Consider the following 24773-nt stretch of genomic DNA (forward strand, 5'->3'; position numbering starts at 1 on the left):
CAATAGTCTCTCCATCGGGACTAAATGCTACACCTATGACCCAATCCTCATGGCCTTCCAAACGGTTATGCTCTCTAAACTTCTCATTAGGTTTGTAAATTGCTGTTCGGAGAATGTTTATGAGTTTTCTAGTTTCACCTCTGGGATTAAATTTACCATATATTTGTTTTTGCCTAGCCTCCATAGCTTTTATCAGCCCCTCCCATCGATCACCTGAAATCGATAACGCTCTAGCCTCATTTACTTGAGAAATAATAGTTTGCCTTTCCGCCCGTCTACTTTCCCTTTGTTTCTGCAAGGCAAATATTGTCATCCCCCCTGCCAATACTGCCATCATTAAAGAAGCAGCAACAGAAAGTCTAACCAACCTTTTCTGTAACTGCCGTTGTTTTTCTTCTGCCTGTCGTTGTTTTTCCTCTGCTTGTTCCAGTTTCTGTAGTATTTCATTTCCTGTCCTTTGCCGAATCAACCCAACTAAATAATCATGTACTAACTGATAACGATCTGCTGGATTTTCTGGCAACAAAAATACCAACCTTGACTTAACAAAAATCTCTAATACTAACTCCAAATTCTCCACATTCAACTTACTTTCTTTTGCCAACTCAGCCTCAGTTTTCAGAGGACGAGTATTATTTTCATCAGTCAATAACCACAACACCAACCAAGCCAATTTTTCATTCTCTACCCCACAGTCTCTCACCACTGATTCTAAATATTTATCCACAAGTTTTGCTTTAGGGTTATCTCCTAAATCTTGATATTTTGCCAAAGTAGTAATATTCTCTGCCTGCAATTCTGCCCCTACAACTTGCAATTCTATCGGGCGAATTTCTCCCAACTCCTCAGCCAAGTCTTCCACCAATTTTTCAGTCAATTTTTTTTCTATTTTAAACTGAGAATTATCCGTTAATTCTTGAATGAGTAATTTTGCTTGTTTAGGCTTAAAGTTTCCTAAGTAATAAAGTATATTTTTATTTAAAAAATCATCATTAATTGCCTCTAAATTTCCCAAGCTATTAAACTATAATAAATAATGAATATAATCTGACCGCAGAGATAAAATAATTTTCACAGAATCAATATTTAAACATTTTTGGAGAAACTGAGCAAATTCTAGTTTATCCCTTGGTTCGCTATTTTCAAAGAAAAATTCCTCAAATTGGTCAAAAATAATAATCGTCAGTATATTTGATTTATCATTATTTTCTAACTGAGAAAAAATTGCCTCAGCCGAGCTTAGACTCTCTGAATTAACTGCTAAATTTTGAGTTATTTGCAATTGTTTGGCTAAACGTTGCCCCAATTCGGAAATCCAATGCACATAAACTCGCTGCAAAACCACTACCGCATCACGAGTATCAATTGATTTTTTCTCTAAAATAGGAATTAATCCAGCCTGCAAAATCGAACTTTTACCTACTCCTGATTGCCCATGAATAACTATGAGTTTATAGTCAGGGCGACTAATCCTTTCCACCAATATTTCTACATCAGACTGTCGTCCAGATGCAGCAATTTCTTGAGTGATATTTCGGTGATTAAGCTTAGGTAAAGCGGGATTAATATTCTGTTTTTTATCTCCCAAGTAATTCGCACCAATGAATGCTTTAAATCTAAATTGTTGTTCTATTTTTTGTCGTTCTTGCTTGAATTGAAAAGCTTTAAGATATTCTGTTTGTTGGTAATAAATATTTCGTAATTTTGTGAGAATATCAATGTAAAATTCAGGGTTATATTTAGGGTTAGTTGTATTTTTAGCTTGTTCAAAATTGTCTATTGCTGATTGAATTTTGCCTAAACCTTTTTCGGCTTTTGCCAAAGAAAATAAATATCTACCCAGACGAGAATACTTTTCCCAATCAAAAATTATTTTGTCTTTTTCTGAGGTCTGAGGAGATAGAGCATTTAAGGTTTTCTTGAAAATTTCTAGAGCAGTTTGAGAAAGTTTTTTGGCTTGTTTATAGTTACTTTTGGCTTGTTCAACTTCGGCTAAAAAATTGTAGGCACGAGCTAGTCGAAATGGATATGAATAGGTTTTATGTAATTCTATTGCCCTATTCGCAACAGTCGCCAACTCATCCCAACGCTCCAAAGTCTGCAAAACTTCTCCCCAAGCATTGATAAACTTAGCAACTAAGTCTGGACGGTTAATTGCCTCAAACCCTTCTATTAACTTTTGAAAATAAGAGCAAGCTTTCTCACAAGCCTTATGTTTTTCTGCTCTATGCTTAACTGCATAAAAACGCCACCATAAACCCAAATAATAATTAGTATGAGCAACTCGCAACGGGTTGTTAAGTTGTTGCCAAAGTTCGAGACTCCGTTGATAATGGTTTAGTGCTGTTTGCTCATAATTATCTGCTGCTCTACCTAAAACAAATTCTAAACCCGCCTCTAATTCTGGCTCTAAACTGATTCCTCTACTTGCCAATTCTTGCCGTGCGCCTACCAACTCTTGATAAGTAGACTCTCCTACACCCAGGTCAGCATAATCTAAAAATATTCCTGCCCCACTTTCTAAAACTTTCTGATAAACACTCTCACTTGTCTGCTGAATAAAATCAATTAATTCTTGAGTTGGAGTTTCAAATACAGTTAGACTTGTCCTATTTTCAAAATCAGGAATTAAGCGAATGAACTTTCGGGAAACTTCTTGATCTATCCATAAAAGTATTGGGAAGTGAAAGTTTTTTCTAAACTCATCTAAGACTAAACTCATGGATACTAGCAATTTATCAATATCTGCTACCGACTCCAAACCCCAAACCATAAAAGCATCTGGCTGTTGCTCTCCTAATTGTTTAGAGATAGTTTTATAAAGTTCTTTAACCGACTCATCTAACTGCAACTCTGCTAAATTTCCAGAAAAAGATGACTGGAGTTGTTGAATTAGGCGTTGACGCTGACAAAGATTATTGCAGCAGGCTAAAAATAACCGAAATTTCCCTTGAGACAATTCCATGCCTCGAAGTAATTTCTGTAATGATTTTTGATTGTTAACTTCTAAGTTGGTAGACATATTTTTTATTTGAAGACTATTTGAAATGTCATTGCGAATGGAACGGAGTGGAATGAAGCAATCTCTAGTGGGATAGGCATCCTGCCTGTCCTGTCCGAAAATATCGGGAACGGGCAAGATGCCCATTCCACAAAACTATTACAATCATCCCCCATTTATGCAACGACAACTATTTGAAATGTCATTGCGAATGGAACGGAGTGGAATGAAGCAATCTCTTGGTGGGACAGGCATCCTGCCTGTTCCTGCCTGTCCGAAAAGATCAGGAACGGGCAAGATGCGCATTCCACAAAACTATTAAAATTGTGCGTTACATAATTGGGGGGCGGGTTTATCTAATTTTAGGTTGAGCTTCGTTAATTTAATAGGGAAACCCGCCCCTACTACTCCCCACTCTGCAACTCTGGCGCATCTTTTAACAGAGGATTAATATCAAACCAAGAACCTCCATCGTCTTGATACTCATAAACAAACATACTCCGGATTAAAGTTTGGTATCCGTCATCTCCCGTTACTTTTTGTGTTTGCACAACCCGGCGCAATAACTCCCATTCTTTGTGATCTATAGCTAAAAGTCGCTGATTACGAAAAGTTTTAATTACGCTAGCAACACTAGCACGGGAGATAGGAAACTCTCCTTCTTCCATAATAGCTTCATTAACTATGCGCAGTACATTCCTGACATGACCTCCACTGATACGACATAAATAGTCTAGGGTTTCTTGACTGTCAAATATTTCCGTAATTTTTGCCAAGCGTTCCTGTGTTTCTAATTCGGGAAATGCTCTTGCCAGCACTAACTCTCTAACTAATTCCATTCCTTGAGTAGAGTCACTACCATCCCGTAAATGTGTTGCCACCATTGGCAATACATGGAGTTCTTTCTTAAACCGTTGGGTTAATGTTTCATAGTCATTAGAAAATCTCAATGCTAGAGGAATAGTATAAATTAGGTGGCAGTTAAGACCCATAAGTTGTTCGCCCCTGTCAACAAAAAGATATTCTGGTTGAGGTCTCCCCCAGTCTTTAGGCACACTATTGACTTTATCCAGGTTATCAACAATGACAACTAATCCTTCTTTGCCATACTGCTGCAATTTTTTGTTAGCAGGTTCGATCAATTCTTGATTAATAGTTTCAATCATGTTGCCTGTGCGTGGTTCCAGAAAGTTTCTGAGTTTACTGCGAACATCAGGACTAGCTTTTGCTTGGGCAGTTATTTTGGCAATTCCGAAAGAAAGTTCAACTTGAGGAGATATTTCTATTTCTGTCTGCAAGACTTTCATAGCTCCCTCAACTATACCTTTGAGTTTTGTAGGTTCGTTTAAGTTAAGCTTTTCCCACTTTTGCAAACTTTCACTCACCTGTTGCGCAATAGTTAGAAGAATATCGCTGATATCTACATCTCCCATTTCTAGATTTTTGTCAGACTCGACGTAGACAACGTGAAATTTTTCTGCTTCTAACTGTTGCTTGAGTCGCCAGAGTTCGGTAGACTTGCCACAACCAATATGTCCTGTAAACAATTGGCAAGTAGGTCTGTCTGTAGACCAGAGAATAGTTTTTTTTAATTTCTTGATAACTTGTCCGCCACGGACTGGGGAAAAGTCAATGTAGTATTTTTTGTCAATTTCTGAATTGTCTATAAACAGAGGAACGCCAGGATCTGTTGCTCGAAAGAAGGCTTTGACATTTACAGTCATAATATTTTATTATAAAATTACTTCTCTATTTTAGGATAGATGTCTGTAGATGTGCCAGTAGTAGTCTGTCGGAATTCAATTGTTGAGCGAAGTATCTGAATATTACAGCACTTTTGAGGATTAATCTCTATCTTTGCAGTTCAGGCTTCCAGCCTGTAACAAGCAAGATGCTTGTGTTACCAAAATTACTTGTAGGCTTCCAGCCTGTAACAAGCAAGATGCTTGTGTTACCAAAATTACTTGTAGTTACAGGCTGTAACAAGCAAGATGCTTACTTAATAAAATTTTGTACCTCGCTAGATTTTGGGGCGGGTTTATTTGATCTGATGGTTAAATCTCGTTAATTTAAACTGGAACCCGCCCCTACTATTACAACATTTTAGGTATATCACACCAGTAGTAGACTGACACAGCTAATTTTCTGCCTTAGATTTTGGGGTGGGTTTATTTGCTCTGATGGTTAAACTCGTTAATTTATATAGAATCCGGTTGAAAAATCGTCCCTATCGACGATAGGAAGCAATCTCGTGAAACCTCTGAGATTGCTATCCGTTCCGGAATGCTCCGCAAACCTTCCACTCCGTTCCAGTCGCAATGACACAGGCTATAGCAATTATCCGGATTCTATATTAAACTGGAACCCGTCCCTACTATTCCAATATTTTAGACGTGTCACACCAGTAGAAACTAATTCAAAGACTCTAAAAAAGTCTTTACTTCACCATCTCGACTCAAAACTAATCGAATTTTAGCAGTCTTTCCACCCTCAATATTAGATACAAAAGCTTGGTCTTCTAGAGGCATATTTGTATTACCATAAAACTCAACCGATGCTCTACTAATAGGTGTCACCTTTTTCACCGAACCATCACCATTTAATAACAAACTATATTGCAAATCCTTATCTAATCCTGACGGCGGTTGCCAACTTTTTTGAAAGTATTCTCTCACTTCTGCCACTTGAGGAATTTGATCAAATAATGTATATTTAGACTTCTTTGTTTGATTACTTTCATTACTAGGTTCAACAGTAGTTGGGATATCGCGCACGGCAACCGGATCTACATCTTGTAACGGGGGTAAATTAATTGCTCTCGGAACATTTACAGGAATACGACTCACATCGAAATAAGGTTGTGCCCTTCTCCTATTAATATTTGGTAACGGAGCTTGATTTGGAGCAGGTTGAGTTTGCAGACTCGGAGGCGGTTGTGTAGGAAATCTAGGTTGTACTGGTACTCCATAGTTAGGTATTGCTGCTGGAGGAACTGGCGGGGGTGTCAGTGGTGGTGCTTGGGGAATAACAAATGTGGTAGCATTTCCCTGATTTTGGGGAGTGCCAGAAAAATCAGGTGGTGGTAAGTTATTAGGAGCAGGTGGTGCTGGGGGACTTGGTTGAGGAAATAAAGGAGATGGTGTGGGAATGGGAGATGGTTTGATTATAGTTGTTGTTGGTAAATTTGTTGGTGGTGTTGGTAATGGCGATGCAGGTACTGTTGGTGTTGGTAATGGGATAGGAGTTGGAGATGTCTGGGGAGGAATTGATTGATCATTATTGGTTGTCGAATCTGATGTAGCAATTTCATTTTGCTTTTGCTGACTTATTGCATAGCGGTTATAGAGTTTAATTCCAGCAGCAGTTAAACCTGCAGTAATTAGAATGAGTATGGCAGTACGCAACCATTCTGGAATACCTTTAACTTCCTTATTAGACTGAAACTGAGGTAATGTCTGTAAATCATTTTGAGATTCATCTAGGGCGATCGCTAAGTCAAATAACTGTAGCATACTCAGGGAAATAAATTTTCCTGATTCTTTATTTGCTAAAGACCCCAAAAATAAATCATGGGTTAATAGATCCCGTGGTTGCACATAGATATTTTGATTTTTTATCGGGGGTTGAGAATAAGGATTTACAATTTTAGCATCACCAGTTTCAATGGTATTTTCCTCAGTGGTATCTTCCTGAATTTTTGTATCAGAATATTCTGATAGTATATTGCTATCGTTTTCTACTCCCATATTTTCCAGCTCTAAAGGCAAATTGGGAGAGTTATCCAGAAATTCTTGGACATAAGTAGTAACAACTTCGTGGAGAGTATCCAGTTCACGGCGATCGCCTCTGACTTTAATATGCTCTGCTTCAGATACCCTGGGGTCGTCAAAGCTGAGGCTAAACCTTTGTTGTCTTGGCATACCAAACCATGTTAACAAGGCTAAACCTCTAACTTTCACTTTCAATGTACAAGTTGGGGGGGTGTAAGTTCGTGAAAACATTTGAATTAAATATCAATCTAAAGTCATACCATCTACAGTTTTTAGCTATTACTACCTAAGATCAGAATTTTCTTCATTCTCAACAATATAAGTTCTACAAAATTCTAGGAGTCAAGTACGAAATTCATCGGAGTTACCACCTAATACTATTTCATGGAAGTCAAAAGTCAAAAGTCAAAATTAATATTTTATCGGCTCAAAACTTTGACAATACAGTAATTTCAGGAAATTATTTCACATCTAAAGTTTGAAACTATTTGTGACATCTTTAAAGTAAATTGGTAAGAAGCACAAAATTAATGCACACATCTATACAAGTTGAATTCTTTACCTTCTAAAAGATTCTCGAGAGCTAATAATTAAGTAGTTTGACCTCTATTTATCATTAGAAAATTAAGAATAATTGTCTGAATATTCTACATTTTTTTTCGTTCCATATTCCATCAATTAATTTGATAATTTTATGTTTGTTTTCTAGCAAAAATTTAGATTAATTATGATTTGTTAATTATGGGTTGATAGTATTGTTTTATGATTAAGATTTAAGGCTTGCCAAAAGACGATTGCATCCTTGAGGAGCGCTATAAAATAACAAATCAACTAATAGTTTTAAAGCTAATGTTTCTGGATTATCTGGTGGCAGATTTTTACGATTCCAGTAATAGTCTTGGTACGCTTTTTTAAAGTTAGAAAGATATTCTCTTAATAAAGTAATTGATTCAGGTTTACTATTTTGAGCGCCCATTTGTTCCATCAACGCCACTGCACGACGAATTAATGGTTGGTTTTGTTTTGCCAAGTGACAGATAACTAATATAAAACCCTGAGCTTCTTCTTCTTTTAGAGGTTGATTTTGGGATACTGTCCGTTTTTCTGCCTTGTCTTCTCCTACTATTAGAACAAGTTCATCAGCAATTTTGGGGGCTATATTTAATTTACTTGCTACTTGAACTATGGACTCAGTATTAATAGCTATTAAAACCTTGAGGGCTAATAGTGTCATGTCCAATTTTGTTCTAATCCTATCTAATGGAACTGTTTGGCCCACTGAAGGCTGGATATAATCTTGTCTCTGAGGAAGTACGAAAACTTTGGCATTACTGGGAGTTGCAGATATTACCATATTGTATACCTCTTAAAATTTAAAACTAAGCACGTCTATTGTAGTCCTAGTGAAACAAATTGTGTCTATTATGGCCAAAAAATTTTGTCTTTTTGTAGGAAAGTGCAATAGTAGGGGCGGGTTTTAGTTGCAATTTTCATGCTCGCCCTAAGATTAAATAAACCCGCCCTAATGCACACCCATTAGTTGTGTCAGTTTAATAGCTACTGGTGGTTGTATTCTCGCTTTTGTCAAATATAGTAGGGGCGAATGGCCATTCGCCCCTACTGACTTTTAATACCACTTTGAAAAAAGAATGCTACGAAAAGTTAGAGATAAATCAGATTTCTCTTTGTTCCCTACTCCCTACTGGACTGACACATCTAAAATGGAGCGGGTTTGTCTAATCAAATGTGAAAACTCATTAATTTAATGGGGAAACTCGCCCCTACTATTGCAATATTTTAGGCATATTGCGCCACTACTCCGTCACACTTATAATTTCAGCATTTAAACCATTATTTTGCAAAGTTCTTAATAGTTGATCTGCTTCAAGACGACTCCGAAAAGCTCCGGCTTGCATTACAGAATTACCATTAATATTAGTAGAAAAAGCATCTGGTACGAGCGATCGCAACTTATAGCGTTGAGAACGGTTATTTACATTTACAACTACTCGATAACGTAAACCCAAAGCTGCTGCACGACTCCGAGAATTAGACCTTAAAGATAGTCTAGACCAAGGATTAGGATTAGGATTAGAATTTTGATTTCTGCCAATACCGGGTGGTACATAACCTCCACGACCAAGGGGAATATTTGTTGTCGGAACTGGTAGTAAACCAGGAGAAGCAACTGGTGTATTACCTCTAAAAGTTGGGGTAGTGTTTCTAGGGGGTAAGTTTCGCAACCTTTCTAAAGTTGTTCTCCCTGACTCTGGTGGGGATACTGGTATTTCAATTGTTTGTGTATTCTGATAATTAGGATTAGTTTGTAGTAGTCTTTGTAAATTTCCTTGACTACTTGTGGTTTTGTAGGAATTTCCCCTAGATCCTCTCTGGGTTTCTGGAGGTGGTACAGGGATCATAATCATTTCTGTGGTTGAATTTTGTGGTCTCGATCGGGAAATAATACTACTAGATGTATTCCGCTCTCTTGATTTTTCTGCTGAGGGAGAAAAATTTGATTCTTTTGTCTTTGTCTGAGTATTTTCCTGAGTAGATGCAACTTCTACAATTACTTCCTCCTGCTTAGACTCCCTTTTGGTCTGACTTACAGTTGGGATAGTTGGAATATTTCTCAGGGGAGCAACTCTTGGGGGAGGAGGAATTTTTCCGGCAATGTCAATACTGCCATAATTACGACCGCCTCCTAAAGAATTTCCATAAGCAGGAATAGTTTTACCTTTAACTACAGAATAAATATCATACCGACCATTATTCCGAATAGTATTACGACCGGGTTCTTGAGAGTTACCCAAATCTGGTAATGATTGAGCGATCGCTGCTACTCCATCTTGTCTATTATTTTCTATAAAATTACCCCGCAAAATTGGCCGTGCATTGCCTTGAACAATAATCCCATTTTGATTTTCAATTAGACGATTTCCTATGATTTTTGGAGCAGCATCATCAGAAATTTTAATTCCCACACCTGTATTTTGAAACAAATTATCTCTAATTTCTGGTTGAGAATTATCAGAAATTGTTATGCCATTTCTGCCATTGTTATAGAAACTATTTTCCTGAATAATTCCTATATTACTACCCACCATAGAAATTCCATTTAGACGATTACCAGTAAAAGTATTTTTATTAATAACAAAGCCACTAGATTCTATCCATAAACCATAACCTTGAAGATTAGGATTTGTGATTGTTAAACCATTTAAAGTTGAGTTATTAGCAGCTACGATTGTAATATTTTTTTGTTTTAAAGTCGGACTATTAAAATTACCGCCACCTTGAATTAAAACATTTTTACCATTATTGAAAGAGTTACCTTTTATTGTAATTTTTGGCTGTAAAATCAAAGGAAAAACTTCACCTGTTTGTCTGCTATAAGTTCCTGGCGCAAGTAAAATTTTTGTATTAGGTTGAGCAATTTTCAGAGCATAAGTAATAGTTTTCAAAGGAGAAGTTTTAGTACCATTTCCAGAGTCTTTACCAATGGATGAACTAACATAAAGCACATTCATCTGAGAATTAACTTGAGTCTCTGGGGATTGGGCAACTTGTTGTACTAATGGTACTGCCAGACTTGTAGAAGTAAATAACCCTAGTAGTGCTGTAGCTAAAAGAGGTGATAAACAGTTGGTTTTCTGAAGTAAATTTGCTTGATTATTTTTCTGCGAAAAAAGGATAAATATTGGTTTCACGGCCTTCATCCTAGAAAATTGTGACAGATTATTGAGTTATTATATTTTTTTAAGTATCTCTTATTATGGGGTGTTTTGAAAAGTTATAAAAAATTAGGGAGGAGTCATTTCAGTTATCAGTTATCAGTTATCAGTTATCAGTTATCAGTTATCAGTTAACAGTACCTCTGGCTAAACCCAGAGGCTTGAAATACTGAAGTTTATTTCTCTTGGTCGATTAGATATGGCGTTTCGCTGCGCGACATGTAACGCGTAGCGTCCCGGAGGGAAAGGAGACCCGCTCTTGCAGAGCCGCTCCGCTAACGCCATCTCATCCTACGGACTGCTCCGCAAACGACCGCTTTTTCATCCCCTTAAAAGGGGAGGCTTGAGACCTTATTTTTTGGTCAGGAGTCAGGAGCCAGGAGAAAGAAAGTATAAGGATGGAGAAGGAGGACAAGTTTTTTTCCCGTAAGCGGAACTGAGTTATATCGCTAATTAAGGGACTATTATCTAAGTCTTAATTATCTAGCAAAATGTATTTTTAGAGATATAAATGGAACTTTGCAATTACCCAAAATTAGTTACTTTTGCCACCAGTTTTGCTCTTAAGAAACTTTACAAATACCTGCTTGTCGGTGGTATTTAGGGGAGTTTCACCGAAAAATTTTGGTAGTTATACCAATTTCCATGCATTAATGCTATACTTGATTAATACTTCAGTGATTAAGTAATTACCTTCGGATAATTACCTTTTTGCTGATTTGAGACAATTTAATCTTTGATTATCCTTATTTTTACTTCTCCCGTAAGGACGTTTCGCTTCGCAAACATGTCGCGCAGCGAAATGTCCGTACAGGAGTAGTTTTTTTTATGCGCCAAAAATCCTAAATTTTTGAGCTATTCATGCTCAAAAATAGGTACTTTTTAAATACCTAAAAACCCTAAAAATTTTATCGGTAAATGCTTTGAGATTTAATCAGCAAGCCCTAGTTACTTTTGTCACCCATTTTGCTTTTAATAAACTCTACTACTGCCTGGTTATCAATACTATTGAGGGGAGTTTCACCATAATTATTTTTAGCATTAACATCTGCTCCATACGAAATTAACAAAGCAGCTACTTTCTGGTTATTTACTTTATGTAATGGAGTTTCACCATAATTATTTTTAGCATTAACATCTGCTCCATTCGCGATTAAAATTGTAGCAACATCTTGATTATCTCTAGCATAATGTAAAGGAGTTTCACCATAATTATCTCTAGCATTAACATCTGCTCCATCCTCAATTAAAATTACAATTAATTTAGTCAACTTCGCGTAATGTAATGGGGTACTACCGTCATAATCTTTAGCATTTACTTTTGTCAATTTTAGATTTGCCCCCTGAGTAAATAGAAGTTTTGCGACAGATTTAGATGTAGTAAAAATGGGAGTAAATCCCCATTTATTTTGAGCATTAATATCAGCACCATTAGTAATTAATAATTGAGCAACTTTTAGATTTTCTGTTTGATGTAGGCTAGTATTTCCTTCTTTGTTTTTAGCGTTAACATTAGCTCCATTAGCAATTAATAATTGAGTTATTTCCTGATTATCTTTGCCATAATGTAGAGCTGTATTTCCATCTTCATCTTGAATATTTATATTCACACCATTAGCAATTAGTAGCTCAATTAAATTTTTGTTTCCCAGTGCTACAGCTTCATGCAGCAAACTATATTTACCAGAATTAGCACTAATATCTGAATCACCAAATTTTGCTCCACTAGAAATCATTAATTTTGCCATTTCTTGACTTCGCACATAATCCAAAGGAGTTTGATTATTATTATCTTTAGCATTAATATTTGCTCCCTGATTAATTAATAATTCTGCTGCTGATTGAGTATCGTTAGTTACTAGATAATGTAGAGGAGTTTTGCCTTTTTTATCTTGAGCATTTATATCTGCTCCATGAGTAATTAATATTTCAGCTACTCCTCGCCGACGAGCATTATGTAGAGGAGCAATACCCTGATTATTTTTAGCATTAACATCTGCTCCTTTATTAATAAGTAAAGCAGTTATTTCCTGACTTTTACCTGCATAATGTAATGGAGTATTATCATTGTTGTTTTTGGCATTAACCTGAGCGCCATTAGAAATTAGTATATCTATTACTTCAGATTCATTATCCTGAATAGCATTATGTAATTGTGTATTTCCTTTTGCATCTGTAGAATTAATACCTTGACTAAATCCTAAGAATATTTCTCTTATCTGATAAACCAGTAAATTATCAGTCAAATAATTGAGTGTACCGCCAATAACAAATACAGCAATACCTATTCCGAATAATACTTTTTTCCGTTGAAATTCCATTAATTGATTTTTCTTGTCATAGATTGATTTTTTGACTTGAATGGATTTTTTAATCATCGAAATTCTCAGAAAATAAATAGTGTACTTTATTGCTTTAAGGTAGTAATACTAAACCAGAGAATGACATAAAGAATGTTAGACCCTTTCACGGAAGTTAAAAGTAAAAAGTTATCCATTAAGATTTTATAGGCTCAAAACTTTAAACCTACTACCTAATACCTAAAATTTATTTGTAGGAAACATTTAAGTGCTTATGCAAAATTAATTACACATTTATCATATATCTCCAATATTATCTATAAATTATCAATTATTTCTCCCTATTCCCTCCATACCTATTCCCTATTCCCTCTCTCAACTAGGAAATTTATTTTGCACGAATACTTATTAATTAGGTACTAATCAAAATTTTATTACAACTGAAGCGCGATGGTATAAACAATTAATTTAACAAAAATTTATAGCCTAAAAGTCAGAATTTTCTATTAATATAGCTTAATCAGGACTTACGCGGAGGTACGATAATATAGAGTCAAAAAACTATAGCGCTATAGTTTTGAAGATTATATATATTGTCTTTGCGTAAGTCCTACTAATTATACTTTAGGCTATGTCCTGGGGTCATCATACTAACTAAAATATTTCAGAAATTTAACTATTATTAGGAGATTGTTTGTCAAGGAAATTTAAAAAAGGGGATAGGTACAATTGATAATTATTAATTATTACCTCCTCACCCTTCGGGAAGCTCCGCTGAGGTACTATATTATAGACTCAAAAAACTATAGCGCTATAGTTTTGAAGATTATATATATTGTCTTTGCGTAAGTCCTACTAATTATACTTTAGGCTATGTCCTGGGGTCATCATACTAACTAAAATATTTCAGAAATTTAACTATTATTAGGAGATTGTTTGTCAAGGAAATTTAAAAAAGGGGTAAGGTACAATTGATAATTAATAATTATTACCTCTTCTTATAAATAAGAGGATTGAATAAAAGGTTTTTTTTCTTTTTTATCCATGAATGGAGAGGCTTTACACATTAATTTTTCCCATTTCAGCACCTGGTATAGTTATACCGTTTCACCGAAAAAATAGACGTGAGATTTGAATTGCTGAAAATCTCAATTATACATTCATTAATTGATAATGGATAATAAATAATGGATAATTACCTCAATCAAAACCGAGAGGTGGAAATAATAATAAATCTCCTAAGAAGCAGCTTTTCTTTTGAAATAGAATGCTTTAAACCTTTGGGAATGAATTATCAATTATCCATTATCCATTGGTAATTTTAGCTTATTATTTTACATTATCAGTTACCAACTATTTGTGATATTTTTCAAGTGAATTAGTATTAGTGAACCGAATTGCTGAGATTAACTCCGAATTACTCCGGGTTAACGACTACTCTCTAATTTCTAGATTGCAGGCAATATTATAGTATAAAAAAATCTATATTAATAGCAAAATTTGTCTTAGTCTGCCCCTCAGATATTTGAAAGGGCAAGATTCAAGATTATAGTTATTTTGATAAATACAAACTAGGATTAAAATTTATAGGATAATTTTTATGGGCGATAAATATAATTGGGATAAAAATGTACAACCTGCCGTTCGTCGAATTCTAGATGCCAACTTAGACAGGGCGCGGGAAGGACTGAGAATTATTGAAGAATGGTGTCGCTTTGGCCTCAATAGTATTAATTTGGCCAATGAGTGTAAACAATTACGTCAAGAGATTGGGAGTTGGCATGGCACAGAACTGAGAATGTCCCGCAATACCCCCGGCGACCCTGGTACGGAATTGACTCATCCACACGAAGAACACCGCTCAGATGTTCAACAACTTCTACAAGTTAACTTCTGTCGTTTAGAAGAAGCACTCAGAGTTCTAGAAGAATATGGAAAAATTTATAATTCCCAGATGGCTTCTGCTTGTAAACAAATACGTTACCGAGTTTATACTATTGAAAGTGGGCTTCTTGCTTATCAAAGAAATCAACAACTGCAAAACTCTTACTTGTACCTTGTCACTTCACCTCAAGATAAATTAACTGAGATAGTAGAAGCTGCTCTTCAGGGGGGACTAACTCTTGTCCAATATCGAAACAAAACAGCAGATGACGTAACAAGATTGACAGAAGCACAAAAACTTTGTCAAATTTGTCGTCGTTATGGCGCTCTATTTATTGTTAATGACCGAGTAGACTTGGCGATCGCTGTTGATGCAGATGGAGTTCATCTAGGACAAAATGATATACCTATTAATCTTGCTAGACAATTGCTTGGCCCTCAGAAACTAATAGGGCGTTCTACTACCAACCCAGAAGAGATGAGGCGAGCAATTCAGGAAGAAGCAGATTATATTGGAGTAGGACCAGTCTATGAAACTCCTACTAAATTAGATAAACCAGCAGCAGGCTTAGAATATGTTAATTATGCTATTAAAAATTGTCCTATTCCCTGGTTTGCTATTGGTGGAATTGATATGCAAAATTGTGATGAGGTTCTATCTTCTGGTGCGGAGCGTGTATCTGTAGTTAGAGCAATTATGCAGGCAGAACAACCTACTTTGGTAACTCAATATTTTCTTTCTCAACTAAATCGTTATCAAGCTCTACGTTCTCATAATATATTACCGGAAAAAGTCTAGGCTACAGAATAATTAATAATTGATAATTGATAATTGATAATTAATAATTAATAATTAGTGCTTGGTAAATCAGGGTATGATTTGTATTTTTTGGTAATTCCTAAACTATTGAATAACAAATATTTGAGATTGTTCAAGTTTTATTTTCATACCTTGATTAATCAACGCCAATAATTAATATTTTTAGCCTTCCTTGAAGAATTAATAATTAAATAATTCTTGCATTATTAATTGCTGAAATCAGAATATATATCTCTAGAAAAGAGGCATTAGGGAGCAAGGAGTAGGGAGAAATAGTTGATGAATAAAAGTGGGATAATTGGTTTTATTTTTCATTATTGGAGATGTCTAATGTCAAATCAAATTACACTCAAAGTTAATGGAGAAACTCGTACTTGTTTACCCCAGACACTCCTACCAAATTTCCTGGAGGAGTTGGGATTAAATCCCCGTTTGGTAGCTGTAGAATATAATGGGGAAATTCTACATAGACAATTTTGGGAAAAAACTGAAATGCAGCCAGGGGATAAATTGGAAATAGTTACTATTGTTGGAGGGGGTGTTGCATGAAGTTAGAAGTTGAAGTTATATAAGGTTAGTAGGGGTTTGGTCTCCAAACCCTTACAGCAATTTATAAATTTATGGCGTTGGTGAACCGAGATCTGAAATCTAAAGATCGTGTTATAAGAAACCGGGTTTGTTGGAGATAGATGTTAATATATATCGGCATCTAATACAAACCTGGTTTCTAGAATGCCAGACAAATTATAGCTACGCATCACCAACGCCAGATTTATAAGTCTCCTTATTATTTTTGAAATTTAGAATAAATTTTAGATATAGCACTACCCAAAGTTTAGAATTCAGAAGTAATTCCTGACTAAGTTGGAGCATTTATAAACAACTTTTGAATTTTGAATTTTGACTTTTGAGTTATCAAGTAGGGATATCCCAATAATTAAATAACTAGATATAACTGCACAGTCTATAGAGGAAGGGGTACATTAAATATGTATAGCAATAATTAACAATTACTTATGAGTAAAAAACTGCTTTCCAAAATTAAAGGTATTCTCAAATCATTTTTTGTCATTGGGTTAGTTCTAACCTTAGTTTTCAGTCAAGCTGATGCAGCAATGGCCGCTCGTAGTGGGGGACGTATGGGCGGTGGCTCCTTTAGAATGCCAAGTCGCAGCTATACATCACCTACTCGTGGTCCCGGAGGTGGTTATTATAGAGGAGGTGGTTATTATCGAGGAGGCGGTTTTGGTTTTCCCTTCTTAATACCTTTCTTTGGTTTCGGTGGGTTTGGCAGCTTATTTACAATTTTGATTTTTATCGCGATCGCTAATTTCTTAGTTAGTAGTTTCCGCAGAGCAACTGAAGGAGATGAGTTTGAAAACTATAACAATGATAACCCGACTGTTTCTGTTGGTCGTGTACAAGTTGGTTTATTGGCAGAAGCTAGAAGTTTACAAACAGACCTTGATAGAATAGCTGAAAATGCTGATACTGGTTCTGCTGCTGGTAGAGTGCAAGTTCTCCAAGAAACAACATTATCTTTATTGCGTCATCCCGAATATTGGAGTTATGGTGCTGCCAACAGTGAACAAGCAAGGTTAGACTCGGCGGAGGCAAAATTTAATCAGTATGCTCTGACTGAACGTAGTAAGTTTTCTGAGGAAACCCTTTCTAACTACAATAATCAATTAATTTCTAAAGATGCTCAAACTTCTTTGCCAGTTAGTGACACTAATGGCGAACTGGTGACTCAGCAACCAGAAGCACCAGGGGAATATATTGTAGTTACTATTATTGTGGGTACTCAAGGGAAATTAATATTACCAACTATTAATAGTACAGAAGATTTAAGGCGTGCTTTGAGTCAAATGGGTTCTATTTCTAGCGAACAGTTATTGGCTGTTGAAGTGCTGTGGACTCCTCAAGCAAGTGGGGATACTTTGACTTCTGATGATATGATTGCTGAGTATCCAGATGTTAAATTGATTTAGTTTATTTGTTTGACTAAATTTGTTATATTCTCCATCCTTATTTCTGCAAGGTTGGAGAATATTTTTTTTGATGTTTGATATAAAATTCGGTTGAAAAGTCGTCCGCAGCGACAATAGGAAGCAATCTCGTGAAACCTCGAGATTGCTATCCGTTCCGGAATGCTCCGCAAACCTTCCACGGAGTGACCGTCGCAATGACGCAGGCTAAAAAAAAATATACTGTATAATGGATAATTATGCTCAAAAATAATTATCCATTGTCAATTAATAAACAGAGTGTTTCTACTAATTCCTTAATTTTTTCACTACTACAATAGCTCAGGATTTGTAATGAAAAACATTAAATTAGATTGTTATAATACAACTGCTTTAGCCATAATTTTAAGTACATTAGCGGTAGCTTCCCCCGCTAACTCTCAACCTATAACTCCGGCCAACGACGGTACAGGTACAACAGTCACTCCCCAAGGCAACCAATTTAATATCGAAGGTGGAACTCGCAGTGGAGCTAATCTATTCCACAGTTTTGACCAATTTAATGTTAACTCTGGCCAAACTGCGAATTTCCTTACTACCCCAGACACTAGCAACATTCTCGGTAGAGTTACAGGTGGAAATGCCTCATATATTAATGGTTTGATCCAAGTCATTGGGGGTAATTCCAATCTCTTCTTGATGAACCCCGCAGGCATAATGTTCGGTCCAAATGCCAGCCTCAACATACCCGCTTCATTCAGCGTTACTACTGCCACAGGAATTGGTTTTGACAACAACAACTTCTGGTTTAAAGCTATGGGAACCAACGACTATGCTAATTTAGTCGGAAACCCTAGTGGCTATAGATTTAACGTTTCAACTCCGGGAGCTATAGTTAATGAAGGAAATTTACACTCTGGAGAAAATCTCACTTTATTAGGTGGAACAATTATTAATACAGGGGAACTATCCACGACAAATGGAAATATTACCATCGCAGCAGTAGAAGGTGGTAGTGTTTTGAGAATATCTCAACCAGGACATTTGTTAAGTTTAGAAGTAGATTCGAGAATAGAAGATATTTCTAATTTAGACACTCTATCTTTACCACAATTATTGACAGGTGGAGAAGAAAAGAACGCTACATCTATAATTGTTAATAGTAATGGTGAATTAGAATTAACAGATAATACAATAATTGCTGATACACCAGGAAATGTATTTATCTCTGGAAAAATAGATTTATCAAATCAAGATTCAGAAAGTAGAGGAAAGTTAGAAATTAAGAGCGCAGTCAATGTGACATTAACAGAAAATATTTCTGCGGATGGTTCGATAAATATTGAAGCGACGGGAGATATTGTTGCTACGGGTAGTGGAATCAAAGGTGGTGGAGAAAGTGTTTCTTTGTCTGCCACTAATATTCGGATAAATGATGAATTTGATGAGACTTCTGGGGATGCGGATGTTAAGTTATCAGCAACAAATGATATTACTGTTGAGGATATAGAGGATGATGTGTTGGAATTTCTGCCGGGGGGAGGAGAGATAGAATTTCGTGCAGATGTGGATGGGGATGGAGTTGGTGTTGTGGAGATGTTGGATAATGAGGCGGATGTTGGGAGCGATCCGAATACTTTTGAGAATGGGGCGGATACTATTAAGACTAATGGGCGGAATTTGACTATTGCAGGTGCTGAAATTGTTTTGGGGAATATTGATACTTCTACTGGGTTGCCTGTTTTTTCTGGTGAGGGTGGGGAGTTGTTGGCAACTATAGATGTGGATGAAGGGGGAGCGATACCAGCAGAAGGTACGGCAGGCGATGCAACCTTTACTTTTACTGTAGATGGTGACTTGGGAACTGTAGAAAATCTAGATGTACGCTTTTCTGCGGAGCATACTTGGAATTCAGACTTAGAAGTCTATCTCCAATCACCCCAAGGGAATGAAGTAACATTGTTTGCTGGTGTTGGTAGTAGTGGACAAAACTTTCAAGATACTGTGTTGGATGATGATGCTTCTACAAGTATCAACTCTGGCAATGCTCCGTTTGATGGTACATATCGTCCCCAAGGAAGTTTAGCAGATTTTAATGGAGAAAACCCCAGTGGAACTTGGACTTTGAGGGTGACAGATACTTTTGAAGGAGATAGTGGCACTTTATACAGAGCTGGTGATGCTGCTCTCTGGGGAACTGCTATAGGTACACAACTGTTGTTGAGTCAACCTACTACTTTAGTAAGTGGAGGAGGAAATGGTGGAGCAATTAATCTAGAAGCAACTCATGGCGATATTAGTGTAGGAAATATTCGTAGTTTGAGCGAAATTGGTGATGGGGGAAGAATTGACCTGAAAGCTAACAACAATATTATGACAGGTCTGATTAATTCTAGTGCGGTTGCAGGAATTGGGGGAGATGTTAACCTTAATGCTATATCTGGTAATATTGATACATTTTCATTGGATACTTCATCATTCGAGAGCAATGGGGGAGATATAACGATATCGACTCAGGATGGTGGTATCATCACAGGATTGCTTGATTCCCGTTCGTATGATGCCAATGGGGGTGAGATAACGATATCGACTCAGACTGGTGATATCACCACAGGATCGCTCAATTCCTCGTCGTATGATGCCAATGGGGGTGAGATAACGATATCGACTCAGACTGGTGATATCACTACAGAATCGCTCGATTCCTCCTCGTCTAGGGGCAATGGGGTAGAGATAACGATATCAACTCAGACTGGTGATATCACCACAGGGGAACTCAAAACCCGGTCGTATAGGGGGGGATATGGGGGAGATATAACGATATCAACTCAAATTGGTGATATCACTACAGGGGAAATCAGTTCCCTGTCGATTTTGGAGGCTGGGGGTGAGATAACGATATCGACTCAAACTGGTAATATCACTACAGAATCGCTCAGAGCCTCGTCGTCTGGTGGCAATGGAAGAGAGATAACGATATCGGCTCAGACTGGTAATATCACTACAGGATCGCTTGATTCTGGGGGGTCTGGTGGCAATGGTGGAGAGATAAAGATATCAACTCAGGCTGGTGATATCACCACAGAAAGTCTCAGTTCCGGCTCGTTTGATGGCAATGGGGGAGGTATAACGATATCAACTCAGACTGGTAACATCACCACAGAAAGTCTCAGTTCCGAGTCGTATAAGGGCAATGGGGGAGATATAACGATATCGACTCAGAGTGGCGATATCAGTGCAATATCTATTGATTCCGCGTTCACTGATACCGAGGGCGTAGATCTGTCGTCTGATGGCAATGGGGGAGAGATAAAGATATCAACTCAGAGTGGTGATATCAGGGTGCAAACCCTAAACTCCTACTCTGTTAGGGGCAATGGGGGAGATATAACGATATCAACTCAGGCTGGTGATATCACCACAGGGTCGCTCAATTCCAGATCGGTTAAGGGCGATGGGGGCAATGGGGGAGATATAACGATATCAACTCAGAGTGGTGATATCACTGCTGGAACTCTTGATTCCTTTTCTTTTAGTGATTCTGGCAACTCAGGAAATGGAGGAACTATTACTTTGACTGCAGACATAATAAAATTCAACCCTCCAGAAAATGAAAACACAGAACAACTAGCAATCAGAACATTCTCAGTAGGAGAAAACGGTTCCGGGAAAGGTGGAGATGTTAACATTACTACGAACAACCTCACCAACGCAGAAATACTCACCCTATCTTCCCAGGGAAATTCAGGAGAAGTAACAATAGAAAGTAAGTCACAAGGAAACCTTGAACTCAATGACTTATCTATTATTACCAGTAAACAAGTAAGTATAAAACTTAATGAGTTTGAAACAATAGAAGTAGAAGTAGGAGCCACCGACGGCCAATCTGGAGATGTATCCATCCTCAGCAATGGCAACCTCAACCTTAACACCGTCAGGATCGAAAGCGACACCAAAAGCGATGAACGCGCCGGAGAAGTGACAATTGAGAGCCAAGGTAACATTACCCTCGACAAAACCAACATCCTCAGCACCACTAATTCCCAAGGCAAAGCAGGCGAAATCACTATCAAAACCCCCCAAGACATCCTACTGACAAACAACAGCCAACTCCAAGCCGACACCCAAGGCAGAGGAAAAGCAGGCAACATCAACATTGAAGCCGCAAACCTCAACCTCAATGAAAGCACCAGCCTCACCACAGAAACCAGTGCAGCAGGCGCACCAGGCGAAATAGAAATCAAAGCCAACACCATAGACATCGGAGAAGACGCCCAAATAAGCGCCACAGTCACCGCCGAATCCACCAACACAGAAGGTGGTGGTAACATCGACATCTTCGCCAACACCCTCAACATCTCCGGTACCCTCGGAATATTCGCCGAAACCGCAGGGGCAGCAGACGCAGGCACCCTCACCCTCAACCCCTACAACAATAATCCCAACCTAGATATAAACTTCAGCAACGACGGCTTCATCTCCGCCCGCACCACATCTACAGGTACAGGAGGCAACATCAATATACTAGCCCCAGAAAACATAAATATTGCCGGAAATGGAGAAATTCGAGTCACCACAAATAATACAGGTAACGCAGGTACGATCAACATTGAGACTCAAAACCTCACAACATCTGACGGAGTATCCATCTCAGCCTCCACCACAGGAGACGGAAACGCTGGAGCTATTAAGGTTGAGACCAAAACCTTTAACCTAGAAACAGGAACAAGTCTAACCACAGAAACCAACAGCGCTGGAAAAGCAGGAGACATCAGTATCAACTCCGAAATAGTAACCATAGGAGAAGGAGCAGAAATTAGTGCCACCGCTAGACAAAAAGCAACCAACCCAGAAGCAGGAAGCATCACCATCAACAGCAATACCCTCAACATCTCAGGAGAACTCGGAATATTCGCTGAAACCCAAGGCAACTCCCCCGCAGGCACTCTTACTCTCAAATCCTACAACGACAACCCAGACTTAGACATCAACTTCAGCAACCAAGGTTTTATATCCGCCCGCACCACCTCTAGTGGCAAGGGAGGAAATATTAATATTAGCGCTCCAGAAAATATAGATATTTCAGGAGAGGGTAAAATCTCAGTTGAAACCACAGGTACAGGAGATGCAGGTAACATCATAGTAGAAACACAAAACCTCACCCTCACAGAAGGAGTCAGCATTTCGGCAGAAACCAATAGTGCAGGAATTGCAGGAAATATCGAAATTAACTCCCCAACAGTCACCATTGGCAACAACACATCCATCAGTGCCACCGCACTAGAAAATGCCACTAATACAGAAACAGGTGGAAATATCAGCATCAACAGCAATACCCTCAATATCTCAGGAGAACTCGGAATATTCGCTGAAACCCAAGGCGACTCCCCCGCAGGCAGCCTCACCCTCAAACCCTACAACGACAACCCAGGCTTAGACATCAACTTCAGCAACCAAGGTTTTATATCCGCCCGAACCACCTCTAGTGGTAAGGGAGGAAATATTGATATTAGCGCTCCAGAAACTATAGATATTACGGGAGATGGCAGCATTACAGTAGAAACTGTAGGTAGTGGTAACGCAGGGGATGTAAATATTAACACTGGTTCTCTAACAGTTACTAATGGTACACAAATATCTGCTAGTACCAAAGGAACAGGGAATGCGGGTAGCGTCAATATTATAGCACAGGATAGTGTAGTGTTTGATGGAGCATCTACAGATGGCAGTCAGGGCACTGAAGTATCTAGTGTAGTAACGGCAACAGCAGAAGGGAATGCAGGGGATGTAAATATTAACACGGGTTCTCTAACAGTTACAAATGGTGCTCGGATATCTTCCAGTACCGAGGGCAAAGGAAACCCAGGAAATGTGGAGATTAATGCTACTGAGACTATACTCTTTGATGGAGGAGGCTCAGAATTTTCCACTGGAGCATTTAGCTTAGTACAACCAGGAGCAGAAGCGAATGCGACTGATAGTAGTATAACTATTACCACTCGAACTCTGGAAGTTAAAAATGGTGCTGAGATATCTGCCGATACCACTGGCAATGGGGATGCAGGAGATGTGATTATTACTGCGACAGATACTGTATTGTTTGATCAAGCATCCAAAAATTTCCGCACTGGGGTATTTAGTTCCGCCAGACGAGATGCAGTAGGTGATGCTGGGGATATAACTATTACCACTCGCTCTCTGGAAGTTAAAAATGGTGCTGAGATCGAGGCCATAACTAATGCCAATGGGGATGCAGGAGATGTGATTATTACTGCGACAGATACTATATTGTTTGACGGGGCACTTCCAAATAGCCTCCGTAGATCGGGGGTAGCTACTACAGTCAGAGACAGAGACAAAGGAGTAGGTGATGCTGGGGATATAACTATTACCACTCGCTCTCTGGAAGTTAAAAATGGTGCTCGGATAGCTTCCCAGACGTTTGGCAAAGGGGATGCAGGAAATGTGGAGATTACTGCGACAGATACTGTATTGTTTGACGGGATACCCTCAAATGGTAGATCCAGTGGCGCATTTACTTCTGTCCAACCAAGAGCAGTAGGTGATGGAGGAGATGTGAGTATTACTACAGGCACTTTAGAACTTACTAATGGTGCTTTAATAGCTGCCGATACCTGGGGCAAAGGGGATGCAGGAAATGTGGAGATTACTGCGACAGATACTGTATTGTTTGACGGGGTATCCTCAACTGGTAGTAGCACTAGAATCAGTGGCGCATTGAGTTCTGTCCAACCAAGAGCAGTAGGTGATGCAGGAGATGTGAGTATTACTACAGGCAGTTTAGAAGTTACTAATGGTGCTAGAATATCTTCCAGTACCGAGGGTAAAGGAGACGCAGGTGATATATTTATCAGAACGAATTCTCTACTAACAATCAATGAAAATGCCAGCATCTCAGCTTTCACTGAAACGAACCGAAAAGGAGGCAACGTCATTATTACCGCCCCAGAAAACCTCAACATCACCGGCAATGGAGAAATAACAGTTAGTAGTAGCGGAGGAGGCAACGCAGGGCAAATAGATTTCCTCAGCCCCAACATCACCCTCTCTGACGGCATAGACATCACTGCCTTCACATCAGGCACAGGTAACGCAGGCATCATCAACCTAGAAGGCGACAACATCAATATCCAACCTAACACCAGAATACTAGCATTCACCGAAAACGAAGGAGACGGAGGCAACATCACAGTCAGAGCCACAGAAACCCTAAACCTTGATGTAGACAGCCAACTATCAGTAGAAACTAACAGAGGTGGAAAAGCCGGAAACATAG

At 38.1% G+C, this 24773-nt stretch carries 10 protein-coding genes and 1 pseudogene; 4 read left to right on the forward strand and 7 right to left on the reverse strand.

Translation table 11 applies throughout. The features are described 5' to 3' along the window. The 7 genes and pseudogenes from ACP6PK_RS13365 to ACP6PK_RS13395 all read right to left on the reverse strand — a co-directional run. A pseudogene (locus ACP6PK_RS13365) lies at positions 1 to 1015 on the reverse strand (hypothetical protein); the annotation flags it as partial. 9 nt (positions 1016 to 1024) lie between these two features. Continuing rightward, positions 1025 to 3022 carry an nSTAND1 domain-containing NTPase gene (locus tag ACP6PK_RS13370; protein WP_426560027.1) on the reverse strand — a complete coding sequence of 666 codons (1998 nt, stop codon included), beginning with the start codon at positions 3020 to 3022 and terminating at the stop codon, positions 1025 to 1027. A gap of 383 nt (positions 3023 to 3405) precedes the next feature. Continuing rightward, a complete protein-coding gene (locus ACP6PK_RS13375; RefSeq protein ID WP_426560028.1) occupies positions 3406 to 4725 on the reverse strand; it encodes a P-loop NTPase family protein in 1320 nt (439 codons plus the stop codon). A 687-nt stretch (positions 4726 to 5412) separates the two neighbouring features. Then, complete coding sequence (locus ACP6PK_RS13380) at positions 5413 to 7002, reverse strand: DUF4335 domain-containing protein (protein WP_426560029.1); 1590 nt, start codon at positions 7000 to 7002, stop codon at positions 5413 to 5415. Positions 7003 to 7537: 535 nt separating this feature from the next. Beyond that, positions 7538 to 8125 (reverse strand): DUF3038 domain-containing protein, encoded by a 588-nt coding sequence (locus ACP6PK_RS13385; RefSeq protein WP_426560030.1) that lies wholly within the window; start codon positions 8123 to 8125, stop codon positions 7538 to 7540. Positions 8126 to 8585: 460 nt separating this feature from the next. Then, positions 8586 to 10481 (reverse strand): DUF1565 domain-containing protein, encoded by a 1896-nt coding sequence (locus ACP6PK_RS13390; RefSeq protein WP_426560031.1) that lies wholly within the window; start codon positions 10479 to 10481, stop codon positions 8586 to 8588. A 968-nt stretch (positions 10482 to 11449) separates the two neighbouring features. Further along, entirely contained in the window at positions 11450 to 12883 is a 1434-nt protein-coding gene (locus ACP6PK_RS13395; protein ID WP_426560032.1) for an ankyrin repeat domain-containing protein, read from the reverse strand. A 1522-nt stretch (positions 12884 to 14405) separates the two neighbouring features. On the opposite strand from ACP6PK_RS13395, the gene ACP6PK_RS13400 reads away from it, so the two are divergent. From ACP6PK_RS13400 to ACP6PK_RS13415, 4 genes are all read left to right on the forward strand, one after another. Next, positions 14406 to 15488 carry a thiamine phosphate synthase gene (locus ACP6PK_RS13400; protein ID WP_094673449.1) on the forward strand — a complete coding sequence of 361 codons (1083 nt, stop codon included), beginning with the start codon at positions 14406 to 14408 and terminating at the stop codon, positions 15486 to 15488. A 351-nt stretch (positions 15489 to 15839) separates the two neighbouring features. Continuing rightward, positions 15840 to 16058 carry a sulfur carrier protein ThiS gene (gene thiS, locus ACP6PK_RS13405; protein WP_426560033.1) on the forward strand — a complete coding sequence of 73 codons (219 nt, stop codon included), beginning with the start codon at positions 15840 to 15842 and terminating at the stop codon, positions 16056 to 16058. A 467-nt stretch (positions 16059 to 16525) separates the two neighbouring features. Beyond that, positions 16526 to 17500, forward strand: a complete 975-nt coding sequence (locus tag ACP6PK_RS13410; protein ID WP_426560034.1) for a DUF1517 domain-containing protein — start codon at positions 16526 to 16528, stop codon at positions 17498 to 17500. A gap of 330 nt (positions 17501 to 17830) precedes the next feature. Continuing rightward, positions 17831 to 24773 (forward strand): two-partner secretion domain-containing protein (locus tag ACP6PK_RS13415; RefSeq protein WP_426560035.1); only part of this gene is annotated, 6943 nt, incomplete at its 3' end.

The organism is Dapis hubbardiae BLCC-M172, from assembly GCF_050016015.1.
Classification (GTDB): Bacteria; Cyanobacteriota; Cyanobacteriia; order Cyanobacteriales; family Microcoleaceae; genus Trichodesmium.